16 protein-coding genes and 2 pseudogenes are annotated in these 16,290 nt (G+C 63.1%); 9 read left to right on the top strand and 9 right to left on the bottom strand.

Features of this window, described 5'->3' with window-relative positions; all coding sequences use genetic code 11:
• Nucleotides 1-2 precede the first annotated feature (2 nt).
• Nucleotides 3-929, top strand: coding sequence for a hypothetical protein (locus ABEI27_RS00810; protein WP_375797519.1), 927 nt, complete (start codon nt 3-5; stop codon nt 927-929).
• Nucleotides 930-1,021: 92 nt separating this feature from the next.
• On the opposite strand, the pseudogene ABEI27_RS00815 reads toward ABEI27_RS00810, so the two are convergent.
• Nucleotides 1,022-1,171 (bottom strand): annotated as a pseudogene (locus ABEI27_RS00815) (transposase); the annotation flags it as partial.
• Between the two features lie 52 nt (nt 1,172-1,223).
• On the opposite strand from ABEI27_RS00815, the gene ABEI27_RS00820 reads away from it, so the two are divergent.
• Both ABEI27_RS00820 and ABEI27_RS00825 read left to right on the top strand, forming a co-directional pair.
• Nucleotides 1,224-1,379: a DUF2080 family transposase-associated protein gene (locus tag ABEI27_RS00820; RefSeq protein WP_375797520.1), complete on the top strand. Its 156-nt coding sequence runs from the start codon at nt 1,224-1,226 to the stop codon at nt 1,377-1,379.
• Nucleotides 1,376-2,649 (top strand): annotated as a pseudogene (locus ABEI27_RS00825) (RNA-guided endonuclease TnpB family protein). Before ABEI27_RS00820 ends, ABEI27_RS00825 begins: the two are co-directional and overlap by 4 nt.
• A 309-nt stretch (nt 2,650-2,958) precedes the next feature.
• Here ABEI27_RS00825 and ABEI27_RS00830 read toward each other — a convergent pair.
• On the bottom strand, nt 2,959-3,126 hold the full coding sequence (locus ABEI27_RS00830) for a hypothetical protein (RefSeq protein WP_375797521.1): 168 nt from the start codon (nt 3,124-3,126) through the stop codon (nt 2,959-2,961).
• A 155-nt stretch (nt 3,127-3,281) separates the two neighbouring features.
• Here ABEI27_RS00830 and ABEI27_RS00835 point away from each other — a divergent pair, with 155 nt between their 5' ends.
• Nucleotides 3,282-5,168, top strand: a complete 1,887-nt coding sequence (locus tag ABEI27_RS00835) for a bacterio-opsin activator domain-containing protein (protein ID WP_375797522.1) — start codon at nt 3,282-3,284, stop codon at nt 5,166-5,168.
• 18 nt (nt 5,169-5,186) lie between these two features.
• On the opposite strand, the gene ABEI27_RS00840 is transcribed toward ABEI27_RS00835, so the two are convergent.
• The 5 genes from ABEI27_RS00840 to ABEI27_RS00860 all read right to left on the bottom strand — a co-directional run bounded on the left by ABEI27_RS00840 (nt 5,187) and on the right by ABEI27_RS00860 (nt 10,648).
• Nucleotides 5,187-5,387 carry a hypothetical protein gene (locus ABEI27_RS00840; RefSeq protein ID WP_375797523.1) on the bottom strand — a complete coding sequence of 67 codons (201 nt, stop codon included), beginning with the start codon at nt 5,385-5,387 and terminating at the stop codon, nt 5,187-5,189.
• A gap of 69 nt (nt 5,388-5,456) precedes the next feature.
• On the bottom strand, nt 5,457-6,608 hold the full coding sequence (locus ABEI27_RS00845; protein WP_375797524.1) for an acyl-CoA dehydrogenase family protein: 1,152 nt from the start codon (nt 6,606-6,608) through the stop codon (nt 5,457-5,459).
• Between the two features lie 68 nt (nt 6,609-6,676).
• Nucleotides 6,677-8,434, bottom strand: coding sequence for a class I adenylate-forming enzyme family protein (locus ABEI27_RS00850; RefSeq protein WP_375797525.1), 1,758 nt, complete (start codon nt 8,432-8,434; stop codon nt 6,677-6,679).
• A 50-nt stretch (nt 8,435-8,484) separates the two neighbouring features.
• Entirely contained in the window at nt 8,485-8,895 is a 411-nt protein-coding gene (gene mce, locus ABEI27_RS00855; protein WP_375797526.1) for a methylmalonyl-CoA epimerase, read from the bottom strand.
• Between the two features lie 76 nt (nt 8,896-8,971).
• Entirely contained in the window at nt 8,972-10,648 is a 1,677-nt protein-coding gene (locus ABEI27_RS00860; RefSeq protein WP_375797527.1) for a methylmalonyl-CoA mutase, read from the bottom strand.
• 104 nt (nt 10,649-10,752) lie between these two features.
• Between ABEI27_RS00860 and ABEI27_RS00865 the strand changes: the two genes are divergently transcribed.
• The 3 genes from ABEI27_RS00865 to ABEI27_RS00875 all read left to right on the top strand — a co-directional run bounded on the left by ABEI27_RS00865 (nt 10,753) and on the right by ABEI27_RS00875 (nt 12,422).
• Entirely contained in the window at nt 10,753-11,211 is a 459-nt protein-coding gene (locus ABEI27_RS00865) for a pyridoxamine 5'-phosphate oxidase family protein (RefSeq protein WP_375797528.1), read from the top strand.
• An 87-nt stretch (nt 11,212-11,298) separates the two neighbouring features.
• On the top strand, nt 11,299-11,691 hold the full coding sequence (locus tag ABEI27_RS00870) for a nascent polypeptide-associated complex protein (protein WP_375797529.1): 393 nt from the start codon (nt 11,299-11,301) through the stop codon (nt 11,689-11,691).
• Complete coding sequence (locus ABEI27_RS00875; RefSeq protein ID WP_375797530.1) at nt 11,688-12,422, top strand: methyltransferase domain-containing protein; 735 nt, start codon at nt 11,688-11,690, stop codon at nt 12,420-12,422. The genes ABEI27_RS00870 and ABEI27_RS00875 overlap by 4 nt, the downstream gene beginning before the upstream one ends.
• A gap of 561 nt (nt 12,423-12,983) precedes the next feature.
• Here ABEI27_RS00875 and ABEI27_RS00880 read toward each other — a convergent pair.
• Nucleotides 12,984-13,337, bottom strand: a complete 354-nt coding sequence (locus ABEI27_RS00880) for a 4a-hydroxytetrahydrobiopterin dehydratase (RefSeq protein WP_375797531.1) — start codon at nt 13,335-13,337, stop codon at nt 12,984-12,986.
• Between the two features lie 498 nt (nt 13,338-13,835).
• Here ABEI27_RS00880 and ABEI27_RS00885 point away from each other — a divergent pair, with 498 nt between their 5' ends.
• Both ABEI27_RS00885 and ABEI27_RS00890 read left to right on the top strand, forming a co-directional pair.
• A complete protein-coding gene (locus ABEI27_RS00885) occupies nt 13,836-14,477 on the top strand; it encodes a Yip1 family protein (RefSeq protein WP_375797532.1) in 642 nt (213 codons plus the stop codon).
• A gap of 462 nt (nt 14,478-14,939) precedes the next feature.
• Nucleotides 14,940-15,215, top strand: a complete 276-nt coding sequence (locus tag ABEI27_RS00890) for a ribbon-helix-helix protein, CopG family (RefSeq protein ID WP_375797533.1) — start codon at nt 14,940-14,942, stop codon at nt 15,213-15,215.
• Between the two features lie 162 nt (nt 15,216-15,377).
• Here ABEI27_RS00890 and ABEI27_RS00895 read toward each other — a convergent pair whose 3' ends face one another.
• A complete protein-coding gene (locus ABEI27_RS00895) occupies nt 15,378-15,932 on the bottom strand; it encodes a hypothetical protein (protein ID WP_375797534.1) in 555 nt (184 codons plus the stop codon).
• Nucleotides 15,933-16,290 lie beyond the last annotated feature (358 nt).

Raw genomic sequence — 16,290 nt, forward strand, 5'->3', positions numbered from 1 at the left:
GAATGGAGGCCCGACCGATGACGGCGATTCAGCAAGTCCTGTGGGAGCTGCGGATGGACTACATCGGTCACCCGTACTACGTCTCGGGGAACGCCATCCTACACGCCCTCAGCCAGCACCTCGGTCCCGAGACGCACGCGGCGGTGTCGGCCAGTCACGGCGTCTTCGTGCCCGGCCAGTTCGGGACGTTCCCCGAGGAACACACGCAGTCGGGCATTTGCCCGTACCTCGGGAGCGGCCTGCCCGACGTCGAGGCGCACGACGACCTCATCCTCCAGCGGGAGGCGATGCATCCGTGGCTGCTGGATACTCGCGCCCGGGACGCGCCGAACACGCACGATCTCCGCGTCCAGGGCGGCCACCCGGCGCTCGCTCACGAAACCATCATAGGCCGCCGGGAAGACCAGCGGAAGCAACAGCAGACGACGAAGTGGTACGTCCACGCCTACCTCCACGCTGATGACCCGGCGGTACTCCCGCTCGGCGAGGATGTGCTGGAGGGCCTCCAGTTCGGTGGCAAACGGAACTACGGCTACGGCAAGGTCGAGCTGAAGGACACCCAGATGGTTGACCTCGACGAACTGGACTACTCGCGGCTCGAAGGCGCGGAGACGTCCCTGATCGAACTCGTGACGCCGTTCGTCCTGGCGTCGGAGTATCCAGAAGCGAACGACCGCACTATCCCGTGGTGGTGGGCCGAGAACCGCGACGATCTCCGGCTCCGCGAGGAGAAGATACTGGAGCAATGCGAGGTGTTCCGGCTGGAGACGGTCGATCACGGCCAGGTCGTGAAGTACCTCGGCGACCGCCCGGTGGAGACCGCGAAGAACGGCCTCCAGCGGGTCGGGTCTCACTCCCGATACGGCTTCGGAGAACTGCGGCTGAAGCCCCTCGGCGAACAGTATCAGGAATCAGAGGGAAAGGACTGATTACGCTCGTGAGTGAATCTATGAACGACGATGAATCGCCCGACAAATATTCGAGGTGCAGACTGAATAAAGAAATCGTATTACCAACAACTGATATCGTAATCGTACTCGTCGCACACGTCGCGGAAACTCGCTTCCAGCGAATCTTCGATGGGTTCAAGAATCGCGTGTCGGTACTTCGGACACTACACGAGGTGGTAGTTGACGTTGTGAACCGTGTGATTCGACCGCTTCTCACCCATATCGAACCCACTTCATCAACACGCTAAGTATATCCAGAGGATATACGCAGGTATGGCGAATCGGTTTGAAATCGACGGCGAGGAAGTTCTTGACGGCGAGATCAGACCGTTCGGGAACAGCGCCCACGTCACCGTCCCCAAACGCTGGCGTGGGGCCGACGTGAAGGTCGTCCGAATCTCAGAACCCACCGAACAGAACGAAGAATGACTGACTCACAGGCTCTCGTCAAGACGCTGGATTTCCAACTCGATATGCAGAGTGTCAACGAGGGTCTGTTGTACGACGCCACGCTCGAAGCCCGCTCGGTGTGCAACGAAACCATTCGTCTCGCCAAAGAAGGCGTGGACTGGGACGTGATTCCTGACCGCGTGGCCGACGACGCCACCCTCGTAAAAAACACGACTCAGCGCGTTGTTGCCAAAGCACTCGGCGCGATGGAGAACTACTATGAGTACGACGACTTCGGACTCCCGAGTCACACCAAGGATGGCGCGTACCCGCTTCGTGCGAACTACGTGGAAGGATACAACCTGTCTCTCACCGACGACGGCGACGTGGCGTTTCGCATCAGCGCGAAACCGTACAACCACGTCAACGGCATCCTCGAAGGAAGTGACGCCCATCTCGACATTCTCAAGACAGCACTCGAAAGCGACGAGTGGAAGATTGGGACGGCGGAAGCCCTGTTCCACAACGAGACGCCGAGTTGCACGTCAACATCACCGACACCAAGCAGATCGTTCGAGACAAGCACGACTCACGGGCTGTTGTGGGTGTGGACGGGAACGAGGACAACGTGGCTCTCACCGCACTCTCTGAGAACGGTGACGAAGGCACGTTGGTTATTAATTTCCCCGAAATCGAGTTCGAGCGTCATCGCTACGTCACGATGCGAAAGCGCGTCCAGAACGCGGCGAAAAATAGTATCACGACACGCTCGAAGGGCGCGAAAAACGATTTGTCTGCGACCGACTCCACAAGATGTCTCGTCACATAGTGGAGTGGAGCCGTCAGTTCGAGAAACCGTGCATTGTCTTTGAGGAACTCAAAGAGATGCGCGACAGTATTGATTACGGCACGCGGATGAACCGACGCTTGCACCATCTCCCGTTCTGTGCCCTTCAGTTCTATACGTCTTATAAATCGTCATTCGAGGGCATCCCGACTGCGTGGATTGACCCTGCGTACACGAGCCAACGGTGTCAGATGTGTGGACACAGAGTGTGCTAACCGTCACAAGAAGCGGTTCAACTGTGAGTCCTGTGAGTATCGAGACCACAGTGACCGTGGTGCAAGCGTCAATATCGTTGTGAAAAGCATCGAGAAGCATCAGAACTGGAATGTGCCTGCTCTCAACAGCCTTCCCGTTGTTCGGAAGGTGCGACAGCAGGCATCGGGGGCTGTGGACGCCCCGATCGTGACCCGCCCGACCGCTCGAGGCCATCTGGCCGATGGTCGGATGGGAGTGTCCGACTGACCCACGGGAGGCCTCGGGGTTGTACGGAAAACAAAGTCTTCCGTGATGACGAGACGCTCCGCGTCTCGAACCACTTGACTCCGAGGCAGTTCACCGCCGGTTCGCTGCTGCGCTCCTGTACGCGGACGGCACGGACGTTCGATACCGGCGTCCGGGTGATCGGATCGATATACGCGCTCGACGCGTTCAAAAAACGGCGTACGGGGGAGTGGCCGCGTTCGTCTGCCGGTCGCGCGGCCCGACCGCCTCCACGGCCGGGGGCGCGAGTCAGCGCGAAAACCGTGTGGGAGAACTGTGTGACGTCTGGCGTCAGGGCGACGACGAAACGCGGCGGGACCGGGCCTCGCGGACCTCGGCCCCCTCGCGGATTGCGTCCTCGCAGCGCGGGCAGACGCGGGCATCGCTCAGTCCTTCGGGCGCGAAGACGCGGACGTAGTCCCGCGAAACGAAGGAACCGCAGTTCTGACATTCAGGCATCGGCGCCCACCTCGGTGACAGTTCGGTCGTGCATATCCACTTTACTGAAGGGGTGGATAATACCTAACACAGAACCCTACGCTGTTAGGGATCACTTCTCGCGCCCGCCGAGGGGCAGTTATTTATCCGTGGACTCGCTTCTTCCGGGAGATACGATGCCAACCGAGCGTCCCGTAACCGACGACGAGAACACGGGCGGGACATTCGAGGTGGAGCGCCCGGTCACGCCAGCGGACCGCTCGGGCGTTCGAGAGGGAGACGGCGAGAGAGAGCCAGTCGTTCTCGTCGTCGACGACGACAAGGACCTCGCTGACACCTGTGAGTACTGGCTCCGCGACGATTTCGACGTCCGCGTCGCGTACGGCGGACGGGAGGCGCTCGACCGAATCGACGACACCGTAGACGTCGTCCTTCTGGACCGTCGGATGCCGGACCGCTCGGGTGACGAGGTCCTCGAAGCGATCGACGAACGGGGCTACGACTGTCGGATCGCGATGATGACCGCGGTCGAACCCGACACCGACATCGTCGAGATGCCGTTCGACGAGTACCTCGTCAAGCCGGTCGACGAGGCGGATCTTCGAGGGACCGTCGAGGAACTCCTCGTCCGCGCGGAGTTCGACGCACGAGTGCGCGAGTACTTCGCGCTCGAATCCACTGAGGCCGTTCTCGAATCCCGCGACGCCAACACCCTCGGCGATCCGGATGCCCTCGATGATCTGACCACCAGAGTGCAGGAACTCAGAGCCGAACAGGAGTCAGCGATTCGCGAGCGCGAACGCCAACTGGAGCGGGCGAACCGCATTAACGGTTTCCTCCGGCAGATCGATCAGGCGCTGGTCGATGCGACCACCCGTGAGGACATCGCCCAGACGGTCTGTGACTCCTTTGAAGCGTCACCGTACGTCGGTGCCTGGGTCGCCCGGTACGACGAGGCGATCGATACCGTCGAGTGCCAAGCCGCGGCTGACTCGATCGGCGACCCGCTTGCCGGCGGGGATGAGGAGACCACGGACGCCGATGGGAGCTCGGGTGCGAGTACAGAACCTATCACTGTCGTCCGCGAGACAATCGAGTCGCGGGCCGTCGTCGCCGCGTCGGTGTCGGAGGCGCACGTGAGACGCGCGCTTGCGGCCTCCGCGTCGGTCGAGGGGAGTCACAGCGTCGTCGCAGTCCCGATCGTCTACCGGGAGACGACCTACGGCGCGCTCGTGATCTACGTTCGCGGGGACGTCTCTGCGAAGGAACAGTCGATGCTCGCCGAGATTGGTGAGACGGTGGGCAACGGCATCAACGCCGCGGAGTCGAAGCAGTTACTGTACGGCGACACCGCAGTCGAACTGGTCTTCGGACACACCGACACCCGCGACCTCGTGATCGATCTCTCCCTGGAGTTCGATACCACCGTTCGCATCGAGGGGATCACCCCCACCAACGAGGGAGTTGTTTCTGTGTACGTCGCCATCGAAGACGTTGACCCGGCGGTGGTCGTCGGGGCAATCGCGCCGCTCGACGCGGTGGTCGAAGCCCGGACAGTCTCCGAGGAGTCTGACGAGGCGCTCTTCGAGTTCCGGTTGACCGGTGCATCGGTTCTGGTGACAGTTGCGGCCCTGGGAGCGACGCTGGAATCGTTCACCGCGACACGCGGCGAGGGCGAGTTCGTCGTCGGCGTCCCACCGCAGTCGGATCTCCGGGCCCTCCGGGATGCAATCGAATCCGAGTTCCCGGGGACCACAGTGGAGGCGAAGCGGGAGGTGGAGTCGGCGGTGCAGTCGCCCGCCTCGTTCCGGCGACAACTGGAGGAAAAACTGACTGATCGGCAGCGCGACGTGATGCAGACAGCGCTGGCGTCGGGGTATTTCGAGTGGCCGCGGGGCAGCACCGCCGAAGAAGTCGCAGAGTCGCTCGGGATTGCCGCGCCGACGTTCCACGAACACTTACGTGCCGGCGAGCGGAAACTCATCGAATCGTTCTTTGCGGAGACCGAAGAGGACAGACGAACAGACGAGCGGCGCGCGGGCAACGCGGCCGTGGACGACTGAGCCTCGTGTAGACCTCGTTCAGGCGTCGTTCATCCGCTGGCTTCGTTCGTCGCCGCAGGTATGACACATCGTTACGCGGTAGGGCTCGCGAGAGAACGCCCGGTTAGTCTCTTTTTTACTCTCAGTTTTGAGTTCGATCGAAACTTCGTGGGGGGTTCGGGTGTCGCAGGTCTCACAGTACTCGGTCAGTTCGGTGACAGTAGGCTGGCTCTTGGACATCGTCGCTCTGTACCGAAACCAATGGCTGCCACAATATTGACACCGCACCCTACAGAATTAGGGCTCCGATCAGATCTCGCCCTGTCGGTAGATGAGATTGCGTTGAATCTCGTTCGCGCCCTCGTAGATCACCGGGATACGGGCGTCGCGGTACACGCGCGAGATGGGATATTCCTCGAGCACCGACCGTCCGCCGTGGAGTTGCATCCCGCGCTCCGAACAGTCGACCGCGGTCTCCGTGGATTTGGTCTTCGTCGCGGCGGCCCAGAATCCGGCGTCTTCGCCGTCTTTGACTTTCCGGGCGGCGCGCCAGTTCAGCGTCCGCGCCGCCTCGAACTCCATACGCATATCGGCGAGGATGTGCTGCGTCGACTGGAACTCGGCGATATCGCGATCGAACGCCTCCCGGTCGTGGACGAACTTCCAGGTCTCCTCGATGGCGCGGGCCGCGAGACCGATTCCGTGGCCTCCGACGACCACCCGGCCGTGGTTGAAGAAGTCCGCGAGGACGTAGAATCCGCCGCCTTCGGTCCCCACGAGATTCTCCTCGGGAATCTCGCAGTCGTCGAAGACGATGTGCCCTTGCTTTGAGGCGCGCATCCCGATTTTTTCGGGGATGTGCTGGGCCTCGTAGCCCGGGGTATCCGTCTCGACGATGAACATCGAGTAGTTGCCGTATCGGTCGTCGCCATCGCCGGTCTTCGCGTAGACGGTGAGCCAGTCGGCCTCTACGGCGTTACCGACCCAGTATTTTTCGCCGTTGAGAGCCCACCCGTCGTCGGTCCGCTCGGCCGTGGTGGTCATCCCGGCCATATCCGACCCCGTCTGGGGTTCCGACACCGCGAGTCCAGAGAGTTGGTCGGTGGCCGCGACCGGGCGGAGGTACTCGTCCTTCTGTGCTTCCGACCCGTACGTTTCGATGATCTCACAACCGAAGGAGGCGAGCATCAGCGTCAGCGCAATCCCCGCGTCGGCGGCGTAGAACTCCTCGTTGATCGCAAGTACCTGTTCGAGGTCGAGTCCGCGGCCGCCGTACTCCTCGCTGATGTCCTGGGCGACCAGTCCGGCGTCCATTCCCGCTTCGAGGACGTCCCAGGGGTACTCCCCCGATCGGAAGTACTCCTCGGCGTTGGGACGGATGTGTTCGTCGGCGAACGTTCGTGCGTCCTGCTTCAGCTCGCGAGCGTGCTCGGGAACGACCGATTCGTCGAGAAGATCCATAGCCACTGATGGGTCCGCAAAAATAAATAACCCCCAGAACTGGACGAAACTCCAATCGGGTTGTTCGTTTATCCGCGCGGTTCGTCGTCGTCACGGCCGCTATCTTCCGGCTCCGATCGCTTCTCCGTCGCTTCGTGGTTGGCGATCGCCTCGGCACCAGCGGCCGATCCGGTCTCTTCAGCCGTCGCGGATTCCGAGCGACGATCCGCTTCAGCGCCGGACCTGTTGTACTCGTTTGGGTCGGTCTCGACGCCCCTGGCGGTCGCATCGTCGTCGGTCCACGCAGTCGGACTCGAGAACTGCTGCCGGACAGCTTCTCGATCAACCGTTCCCGAGACCGTCCGGGGGAGTGACTCCGCGATGGCGACTGTCTTCGGGAGTTTGAATCCCGCTAGGCGTTCACGGGCGAACGCGAGCAGGTCGTCTCGGTCGAGTGCGTCACTGGGATCGACCTCGACGGCGTCGGCGTCACCCTGCTGAGCGTCCGCTGGAACCACCAACGCGGAGACGCGTTCGCCCCACTCGGCGTCGGGAATACCGACGACTGCCGCCTCCTGGACCGACGGGTGGGCGCGAAGAATCTCGACGACTTCGCCGGGATCGACGTTTTCGCCGCCGGTGACGATCCGATCGTCGAGACGGTTCAGTACCGTGAGCGAACCGTCTTCCGCACAGACGCCGACGTCGCCGGTGTGAAAGCCGTGCGGTCCAAATGCCTCGGTCGTAGCGTCCGCGTCGCCGTAGTAGCCCGGTGTGACAGTCGGCGCCTCGACGACGATTTCCCCGGATTCACCCGGTGGCAGCGGGTCGCCGTCGTCGTCGACAATTGTCACTTCGGTGAAAAACAGGGGGCGACCCACCGACTTTGGCGATTCGAACGCCTCGGGCGGGCGAGCGGTGGCGATCTGTGACGCCGTCTCGGTCATCCCGTAGGTGGGGTGCACTGGCACCGAGTAGTCCCGACACCGTTCGATCAGCCCCGTGGAGGCGGGCGCGCCGCCGAGCAGAACGATTCGGAGCGACCCCGAAAGCGTTCCCCGGCGCTCGAGCATCCGCCGGAGCATCGTCGGCACGAGCGAAACCGCAGTGACGTTGTAGCGATCGATATCGTCGACAGTCGGTCCGGCCTCGAACGAATTCCGGAGGACGACCGTCGTGCCGTACAGCGGCAACCGCAGAACCGGCGCGATGCCCCCCATATGGTGCAGCGAGAGCGTCGCCAGCCACCGATCGTCGGGGTCGACCCCGAGTCGGAACGCGGACGCGACGGCGCTGGCGAGAAGGTTCTGCATCGTCAACTGGACGGCTTTCGGGTCGCCGGTCGTCCCGGAGGTGAACAGCACGAGCGACGTGTCGTGGAGCGCCCAGTCCGCCGGTGACACCGGGGTGGGGTCCGTCTCCGAGAGCGCATCGACCTCCGACGTGCTCGGGTCGTCGACGCTCAGCAGCGTGAAACGCTCGACTGCGTCGAGGCGCTCCACAGCGTCGACGACCGCCGACTCGGTCGGCGCGCTGCAGACGACAGCAGTCACGTCGGCCGTGTCGAACTGCCCGGCGAGTTCACGCGACGTGAGTCCGTCGCCCATCGGGACCAGCCTCGCACCGACCCGCATCGCTGCGTGGACCAGACAGACGTACTCGATGCGGGTGTTGAGAACCGCACCAAGGTGAGTCCGCGCGCCGATTCCCGCCGCGTCGAGACGGCCGGCGAGATCTTCGACGAGGGTGTCGAGATCGTCGAAGCTGAACACGTCGCCGGTGCGGGCGACGACGAGCGCCTCGCCGGACGGCTCGATCCGGGCACGGTGAGAGAGCCAATCGCGCATTCTAGCGGTACTGCGTGGGCGGCGGCCTAAACTGTACTGACCCGGAGACATCACTGCTCTGATGCGGCCGCCGCAGCCTCGACGTACTCGATGAGGACGCCGCCGGTCGATTTCGGGTGAATGAACGCCACGTCGTGGCCCCACGCGCCGGGACGTGGCTCCTCGTCCACGAGCGCGACGCCAGCGTCGCGGGCGCGGTCGAGAGCGGCGACGAGGTCGTCGGTTCGGAGCGCGACGTGGTGAATGCCCGGGCCGTGTCGCGAGAGGAACTCCGAGATGGTCCCCGCCTCCTGCGGTTCGAGGATCTCGAAGTAGCCCGCGTCGAGTTCGAGAAATCGGACGGTCATCCCCCCGAAGCGCTCTTCGTGGACGAGTGGCGCGTCGAAGAGGGTCTCGAACGTCGAAGCGAGACCCGCCCCGTCCTCGGTTGCGACGCCGAGGTGGTCGAAGGAGAACGACATACCTGGTCCCTGGCGCGACTGGGGAATTAAATCGTCGGGTCGCCCGCGCGGGACCGCAGGCCATTGGGGCGAGCGCTCAGACCGCGGGGCGGTACTCGCCGAACTCCTCGCGGAGAACGTTGGAGATTTCGCCAACCGTCGCATACGCCTTCACCGCATCTACGATCGGCGGGAGAAGGTTCTCCTCGCTTGCGGCGGCCGTCCGAACGGCCGAGAGCGTCGCCTCGACGGCCTCGTCGTCGCGCTCGTCTTTCACCGCTTGGAGCCGCTCTTTCTGTCGCTGTTCGTCTTCGGGATCCACCTCCTCGATGTCCACATCGGGGTCCTCGTCGACCTCGTACTCGTTGACGCCGACGACGACCCGGTCGCCCGCTTCGATCTCACGCTGACGCTCGAAGGCGACGTCCTGGATCTGGCGCTTGACCCAGCCGGATTCGACGGCCGGTCGCATCCCGCCGCGGTCGTCGATCTCCTCGAGCAGGTCCTGGGCCTCGGCCTCGACCTCGTCGGTGAGCGACTCGACCGCGTAACTCCCACCGAGCGGGTCGATGGTGTCTGCGACGCCAGACTCGTGCGCGAGGATCTGCTGCGTCCGCAGCGCGGTGCGAACTGACTGCTCTGTCGGCAGCGACAGCGCCTCCTCTTTGCCGTTGGTGTGGAGGCTCTGTGCCCCACCGAGGACGGCAGCCATCGCCTGGTAAGCCACCCGAACCACGTTGTTCTCGACCTGCTGGGCCGTCAGCGTCGAGCCGCCGGTCTGTGCGTGAAACTTCAACTGCTTCGACTTGGGATCGTCTGCGTCGAACCGATCGTCCATAATCCCGGCCCACAGGCGCCTCGCTGCCCGAAACTTCGCGACTTCCTCGAGAACGTTGTTGTGGGCGTTGAAAAAGAACGACAGTTGCGGCGCGAAGTCGTCGACCGCGAGGCCGGCATCGAGCGCGGCTTCGACGTAGGCGATGCCGTCGCCCAGGGTGAACGCGATCTCCTGTGCCGCCGTCGACCCCGCTTCACGAATGTGGTATCCCGAGATGGAGATCGTGTTGAAGTTCGGCACCTCCTCGGCGCAGAACTCGAAGATGTCCGTGATGAGCCGCATCGACGGCTCTGGCGGGTAGATATAGAGGTTTCGCGCGATGTACTCCTTGAGAATGTCATTCTGTATAGTGCCACGCAGTTTATTCCGGGCCACGCCCTGTTGGTCGCCGATCGCGACGTACATCGCGAGCAGCACCGCTGCGGGCGCGTTGATCGTCATCGACGTCGAGACCTCACCGAGCGGAATCCCGTCGAAGACGACCTCCATATCCCGGAGGCTGTCGATAGCGACGCCCGCCTTCCCGACCTCGCCCGCGGCCATCCCCGCGTCGGAGTCGTAGCCCTTCTGCGTCGGGAGGTCGAACGCCATCGAAAGCCCCGAGGAACCCTGATCGATCAGATACCGGAACCGCTCGTTCGTCTCGCGCGCCGTCCCCATCCCGGCGTACTGCCGCATTGTCCAGAGCCGCCCTCGGTGCATCGTGGGGTAGACACCCCGGGTGTACGGGTCCGCACCCGGGAGTCCGAGATCCGCCTCGTAGTCGAGGTCAGCGACGTCGTCGGGGGTGTAGATCCGGTTCAGTTCCGGGCCACCCGTGTCTGTGGCGAACGCCTCCTTTCGCTCCCCGAAGCGTTCGATGGTGGGTTCGAGCGTTTCTTCTTCCCACTCGCGCTTTGCGTCTCGAATCCGCGCGAGGTCGTCGGGGTCGAACATAGCAGAACGAGCGCGCCGTCGACCTTGAAACTGTGTGACGCCCCCTGGGTATTGTGACGGCCAAAGGAACAAAGTCCATAACGGAGGCCGACGAAGCGGAGACTATGTCAGACGAAGTCGATCCGGGTCGGGTTCGCGGCGGGAAGATGACCGACGCGGAGATCGACGCATATCTCTCAGAACAGGGCACTGGGATCCTCTCGCTGGCCGATGACAGCGAGGCTTATGCGGTTCCCATCTCGTTCGGGTACGAGTCCGGCCGGGCGGTGTTCGCCTACTGGCGATTCCGCGTCGACAGCCAGAAGGTCGCGTTCAGCGAGGCGACCGAACGCGCCTGTCTGACAGTGTACGACATCGAATCGGAGGCCGACTGGCGAAGCGTGCTCGCGTTCGGGCCGCTGGCGGAACTCTCGACCGAGGAGTGGTCCGACATCGGCGCGTTGATCGACGAGAACGCGTGGTCGCCGGATCTCGCGAATGTAGGCCCGCGGCAACTGTCGATTGTCGGGTACGAGATGGAAATCGAGGAGGCGACCGGGCTCCATCGCACCCCCGAGGAGTGAGGGCCGGCCCGACGCGCCGCAGCAAACGCCCGAACGGGGTCGGGTTCGCCACGCTTTTGCTACCGGCCGCCCTCGATTGGAGCAACTATGTTTGGCGGAGGCGGAATGAACCCCCGGAAGATGAAGCAAATGATGGAACAGATGGGCATCGACGTCACTGAACTCGACGCCGAGGAGGTCGTCATCAAGACGGCCGACGAAGAACTCGTCTTCTCCGGCGCGCAGGTCACCCGAATGGATGCCCAGGGACAGGAGACGTACCAGGTCGTCGGCGAACCCGAGACCCGCGAGCGCGGTGCCGGTGAATCCGCCGGTGCCGATGCCGAAGCTATCGACGACGGGGGGGGCGGGGACGAGGGCATTCCCGCCGACGACGTCGAACTCGTCGCAGAGCGGGCGGGCGTAAGCACCGACGCGGCCCGCGAGGCACTCGACGCAAACGACGGCGACCTCGCGGCCGCCATCGCGAACCTCGAGTGAGTTACCTTCTCGTCCACGAGGACCGCGAGTACCTCCGCGCGCCGGGCGACGAACTCCAGACCGATCTCGGCGTCCTGGACGTACCAGAGGACGTCGAACCGGGAGACGTCCTGGAGACGCATCTCGGAGAACCGTTCGTCGTTCGTCGCCTGCGCGGCCCGGACCTGTTCAATCACTTCGAGCGTACCGGCGCGCCGATGATGCCGCGCGACATCGGTCTCGTGGTGGGACACACCGGCATCGCGGCCGACGACCGCGTCCTCGACGCAGGAACCGGGACTGGCGTTCTCGCAGCGTATCTCGGTCGGATGCGGGCCCGCGTGACCTCCTACGAGATCGATCCCGAGTTCGCCGAGGTCGCCAGCGAGAACATGCGCTTAGCCGGCGTCGATGACCGCGTCGACGTGCGAACGGGCGATCTGACCGAGCATCTCGACGACGTCGCCAACGACGGGTCGTTCGACGCGATCACGCTCGACACCGGCGACGCACCCGCGGTCGTGCGCCGTGCGCCGGATCTCCTGTCCGATGGCGGACACATTGCCGTCTACTCGCCGTTCGTCGAGCACAGCCGCGAGGCCGTCGAAGCCGCCCGCAAGGCGGGGCTAGTCGACGTCGAGACCTACGAGACGATCCAGCGCGAGATGGACTTCGGCGAGCGCGGGTCCCGGCCCTCGACGGCCGGCGTCGGCCACACGGGCTATCTCACGTTCGCGCGAAGCGGCCGTTAATGACGCTTTGACATCCTCCCCGCCCTGAGGTGCGAGGATTCCAACGTGGGACAGCGAGTCGGTCCCGCGTCCCCGCTGGCAACTTCTCGCCTGCCGAACGGGGTCCGGCGAGGCGATACCGGGTTCGTGCGCGGTACGTCGGCCCCGCGAGGGGTGTGGCGTGTTCGGCGTCCGTTCGGACGCGGTATCCGCTTGCACCGTGCATCCCGTTCGTCTCGGAGAGACGGCGGAGATGCCCCCGGTCGCAGGTTTCCCCGCGTCCGGGCACGGGCCGTGCCATCGGCCTGCCTGCCCTTCGTGCCACGGTGGGCAGGCACAAGCGGGCGAGGGTCGCTTTTTGCCTGCCGTGTCGCCACGGCCTCGGAGACGCCCTCTCGGGAACGGTGTGGTGGCCTTCGTCGTCCGGGCGGACCCCAATCCAACCGCCAGTTTTTGCCCGTTGCACTCACCACATAATACGCTGTCAGGGGGATTAATGCCGGCGGTTGTGGCGGAGTTGTTGGATTCATCCCCGCCCTGAAGAGCGAGGCTTTTTGACCGATTTTCCGTAATCGGCGCAGGTCACTCCGGAGCGTACCCTTCGTGAATTCGGTCCATACGCGCCGCCATTACGAAGTCGGTCTTGTGTAGTCCGTCGATTTTGTGCGTCCACATCTCGACTCGAACCTCGCCCCACTCGAGTTGGATATCCGGGTGGTGCCACTCTCGTTCCGCGAGTTCTCCGATCTCGTAGGTGAACTCGAGTGCATCGCGGAAATTCTCGAACGGGTACACGCCTTCGAGATGATGCCCGTCGACGACGTCCCAGACGTCGTCATCGATTTCAGCCAGATACTCGGCGTACTCCGTCTCGGTGAGCGGTTCGTCCTCTGACGTACAGGCTTCACATTCCGCATCAGCAAGTGATGATGCCATAGCGGTATGTTTGATCGGCTCGACACTTGTGTGTTTGTTCAGAACAGCAGGGCAACGGACGTCTTGAGAGACGGCGCCACCGAGAACTCCGTATCAACCGGGAGAGTCGCGCTCGCATCCGACACTACGCGGACACTGTGGGAATCCCGCGCGAAGTGTTGAGGGGGTACAGAGGCGCTGGTCCTCTCGCTGTCGTCTATTCGCATTACAACTGAATCGGCCAGTTGTCGGCGCCGGACAGTCACCCGTAAGGTCGGGGCTTCGTCGCTTCTCGCGGATTACTCCTACGACGTCTCCGACGATGTCATCCCCAACTGGGTCGCCCGGTTGAAATCTGATTCGACCGTGAACCGCTGACAGTAGTGGTCTCAAGACTCTGTTGAATGTCTCTCAGTTCGGAGACCGCTGTTCGATACGGTACGGTTTTCCGAATCACAGATCAAAATGTGGAGCTGCGAAACCGCCGGCTACTTTATCGTGAAGGAATAGATGTTCCGTATGCTCTCGGCCCTCCAGCGAGCAGTGACGCAGCCAGCAACGTTCTTTGAGACGGAGTCAGATGATCCGAGTCTGGGGCCACCGGTGGTGGTTGTCGGACTCGTCGCAGTGGCGGGAATCCTCGGATCGATCCCGACGGTTCTCGCAGTCAACCGAGCGCTTCCAGCGGAAGCCGGACTGTTTGCGGCCATCGGCTTCTTGTTCGGCAGTATCACCGCTGTGATCGGTCCGTTCGTGTCGTGGGTGATCGTCGTCACGTTGCTCTTTATCGGCGCAGTGCTGGCGGGCGGCAATGGGGAGTTTCGGGACCTGTTCGCCCTCGTCGGGTGGGGGTTTGCCCCGCGAATCGTCGTCCCTCTCGTCGGTGGAGTCGTCGCGTTCCTGCTCCTCTCCGGGACGAACTTCTCTGACCCACAGCAGGCCCGCAGACTATCTCAAATGGCCACTACCGGTACGTTCGGTTTAGTGTCGCAGGGAGTGAACGCGGTGATGTTCGTCTGGGCTGGATGGATGTGGACCCACGCGATCGCCTCCACGCAGAACCTCACCACTCGAACCGCCGGGGTCATCTCCGGTGCCGTCGTCGTCCTCCAGATCCTGGTCAACGTCGGCCTCTCACTGCTGAGCGCTTCTCTCGTCTAAGTCGAATCCACATTCGACCGCCGACTCGTACTGAGTGAACACCTGCTGAACGATAGCTTAGAGCCCAGATGCAGCAGTTCGACTCGGAGTGGCGACCATCGGGACAACCGAACGGCACTGACGATACCAGTCGAGCGCTCGTACAGCTTCGTTGCGCGCGTGATGTCGTCGACGGTCAGGGCGCCGACCGCCTCGGCGACGCTGGCGAGGAGGAAGTGTCAGCCCGGGTGGACGATGCGCTGCGGCAGCGACGCGCGCCGGCGGTCCAGAGGTTATAATAGCGTTTGCACGTCTTCGCTCACTCGATCGCACGACTGCGTGCGATCGGCTGTGCAATCAGTTGCAATCGCTACTATAGGACTCACGGGCGAAAGGGGGTCAGATCCTGGGGAGTGCCACGACACCGGCGAATACGTCCGAATACTCGTGATTACTTGTTGATGGCGACCGAATGCGTTTGTAATGAAAGTGACTACGGTACGGCTTCCGGACGATCTCGCCGAGGCAGTCGAGGAGGCCGCCGACGCCTCAGAGCGTAGTCAATCCGAATATATTCGATTCGTACTGCGTAGTCATTTCGATAGCAAGCCGAATACAGACGCCGGAGCCAACCGCGTTGCCGAGTTGGAGACGCGCCTCGCGTCGCTCGAAAGCCGGTTCGAGGCTCTCGACGACACCGGTGCGTCCGACGAACGGATCGACGCGTGGCGGTCGGTCGCCGAGTCCAACGACCGTTAGGGCGACCGTGGCGACGCCGGGTCTACCGTCCCCCCGGCCCCGAACGGTCTCTGATTCTTACACTGGTGATACGTTTAGCATCCTCCCCGTCTGACAGCAACCCCACCGGACCGTCTGCAGTCGGGATCGCTCACCACTGCCGTCGACCGCGCTACCATCGCCTCATCGGATCGATTGCAGCATCGAGAACAGTTCTTCCCGTCCGCGTTCGGGATCGAACGCCTCCGAATCGGGAAGCGACAACGGGTAAGCGCCGCCGCCGAGCAGGTACGTGCCGTCGTGCGGCCAGACTGCAAAGTACCCCTCCACCGGAATGTCGAGATCCTCGACCCGCACTCTGGCACGGTATCGCGTTGCGTCCGTCGTCGCGTCGCCGACGTCAATGCGGTGGTCGTCGGCGCGCTCGATTACGTCGAAGCCACGTTCGCGCAACACGTCGCGGAACCGCGTGTTCGATCGGTCGGTGATGAGTCGCGTAAGCGACCGCGACGGCGACGTAACCGGGCGGATTCGTAATCGACTTGCGAAGACGAACCGCCAGGTGGTCGCCGCGCCGGTGGCGTCAGCGAGGCGTTCGCGGAGCGCGTCGTCCTCGTAGATCCGTGTCGTCGCTCTCACCGAGACGACCCCTACGTCGAACGGCATCCGCCGCTCTTCGGAGACGAGACGCCAATCTTCGGGAATCGCGAGTTTCGGCGGCGAGACCTCCTCCGTCACTCTCGGTCGTTCGTCCGGCGGCGACTTAAGTCGTCACGGTTGGGTTCAGAGCCGTTTCGGTACATCGCTGGTCGCCCGACGCCACGAGAGATAAACCTCGTAGCGCTACATAGAATCACTGTCAGTGATAGTTGAGACTGCTGCTCTCAATGCATACGGGATGGAACCTATCTGAGCAGTCTGTCGAAGACAGTGGTTAGACGGTGAAACTGAACCGCCCTTTGCCCGTAGTTCCGGAATCACAGAGCCGTGTGTTTTCTAATGACCTGACCGAAGCACCCATCCGGAATCGAACAAATAAGGGCCTATGGATATCGACGAGCAGTCGAGGTCACAGACAACTCCTGAATTGGAGGAT

It is taken from the genome of Halobellus sp. (genome assembly GCF_042218505.1).
GTDB lineage: Archaea > Halobacteriota > Halobacteria > Halobacteriales > Haloferacaceae > Haloquadratum.

Excerpts from the sequence above, each read along its gene's own strand:
- ABEI27_RS00890 (WP_375797533.1), top strand. The coding sequence starts at position 14,940 with ATGAAAGTGACTACGGTACGGCTTCCGGACGATCTCGCCGAGGCAGTC.
- ABEI27_RS00840 (WP_375797523.1), bottom strand. The coding sequence starts at position 5,387 with ATGTCCAAGAGCCAGCCTACTGTCACCGAACTGACCGAGTACTGTGAG.
- ABEI27_RS00810 (WP_375797519.1), top strand. The coding sequence starts at position 3 with ATGGAGGCCCGACCGATGACGGCGATTCAGCAAGTCCTGTGGGAGCTG.
- ABEI27_RS00830 (WP_375797521.1), bottom strand. The coding sequence starts at position 3,126 with ATGCCTGAATGTCAGAACTGCGGTTCCTTCGTTTCGCGGGACTACGTC.
- ABEI27_RS00835 (WP_375797522.1), top strand. The coding sequence starts at position 3,282 with ATGCCAACCGAGCGTCCCGTAACCGACGACGAGAACACGGGCGGGACA.
- ABEI27_RS00885 (WP_375797532.1), top strand. The coding sequence starts at position 13,836 with ATGCTCTCGGCCCTCCAGCGAGCAGTGACGCAGCCAGCAACGTTCTTT.
- ABEI27_RS00845 (WP_375797524.1), bottom strand. The coding sequence starts at position 6,608 with ATGGATCTTCTCGACGAATCGGTCGTTCCCGAGCACGCTCGCGAGCTG.
- ABEI27_RS00860 (WP_375797527.1), bottom strand. The coding sequence starts at position 10,648 with ATGTTCGACCCCGACGACCTCGCGCGGATTCGAGACGCAAAGCGCGAG.
- ABEI27_RS00820 (WP_375797520.1), top strand. The coding sequence starts at position 1,224 with ATGGCGAATCGGTTTGAAATCGACGGCGAGGAAGTTCTTGACGGCGAG.
- mce (WP_375797526.1), bottom strand. The coding sequence starts at position 8,895 with ATGTCGTTCTCCTTCGACCACCTCGGCGTCGCAACCGAGGACGGGGCG.
- ABEI27_RS00850 (WP_375797525.1), bottom strand. The coding sequence starts at position 8,434 with ATGCGCGATTGGCTCTCTCACCGTGCCCGGATCGAGCCGTCCGGCGAG.
- ABEI27_RS00865 (WP_375797528.1), top strand. The coding sequence starts at position 10,753 with ATGTCAGACGAAGTCGATCCGGGTCGGGTTCGCGGCGGGAAGATGACC.
- ABEI27_RS00880 (WP_375797531.1), bottom strand. The coding sequence starts at position 13,337 with ATGGCATCATCACTTGCTGATGCGGAATGTGAAGCCTGTACGTCAGAG.
- ABEI27_RS00870 (WP_375797529.1), top strand. The coding sequence starts at position 11,299 with ATGTTTGGCGGAGGCGGAATGAACCCCCGGAAGATGAAGCAAATGATG.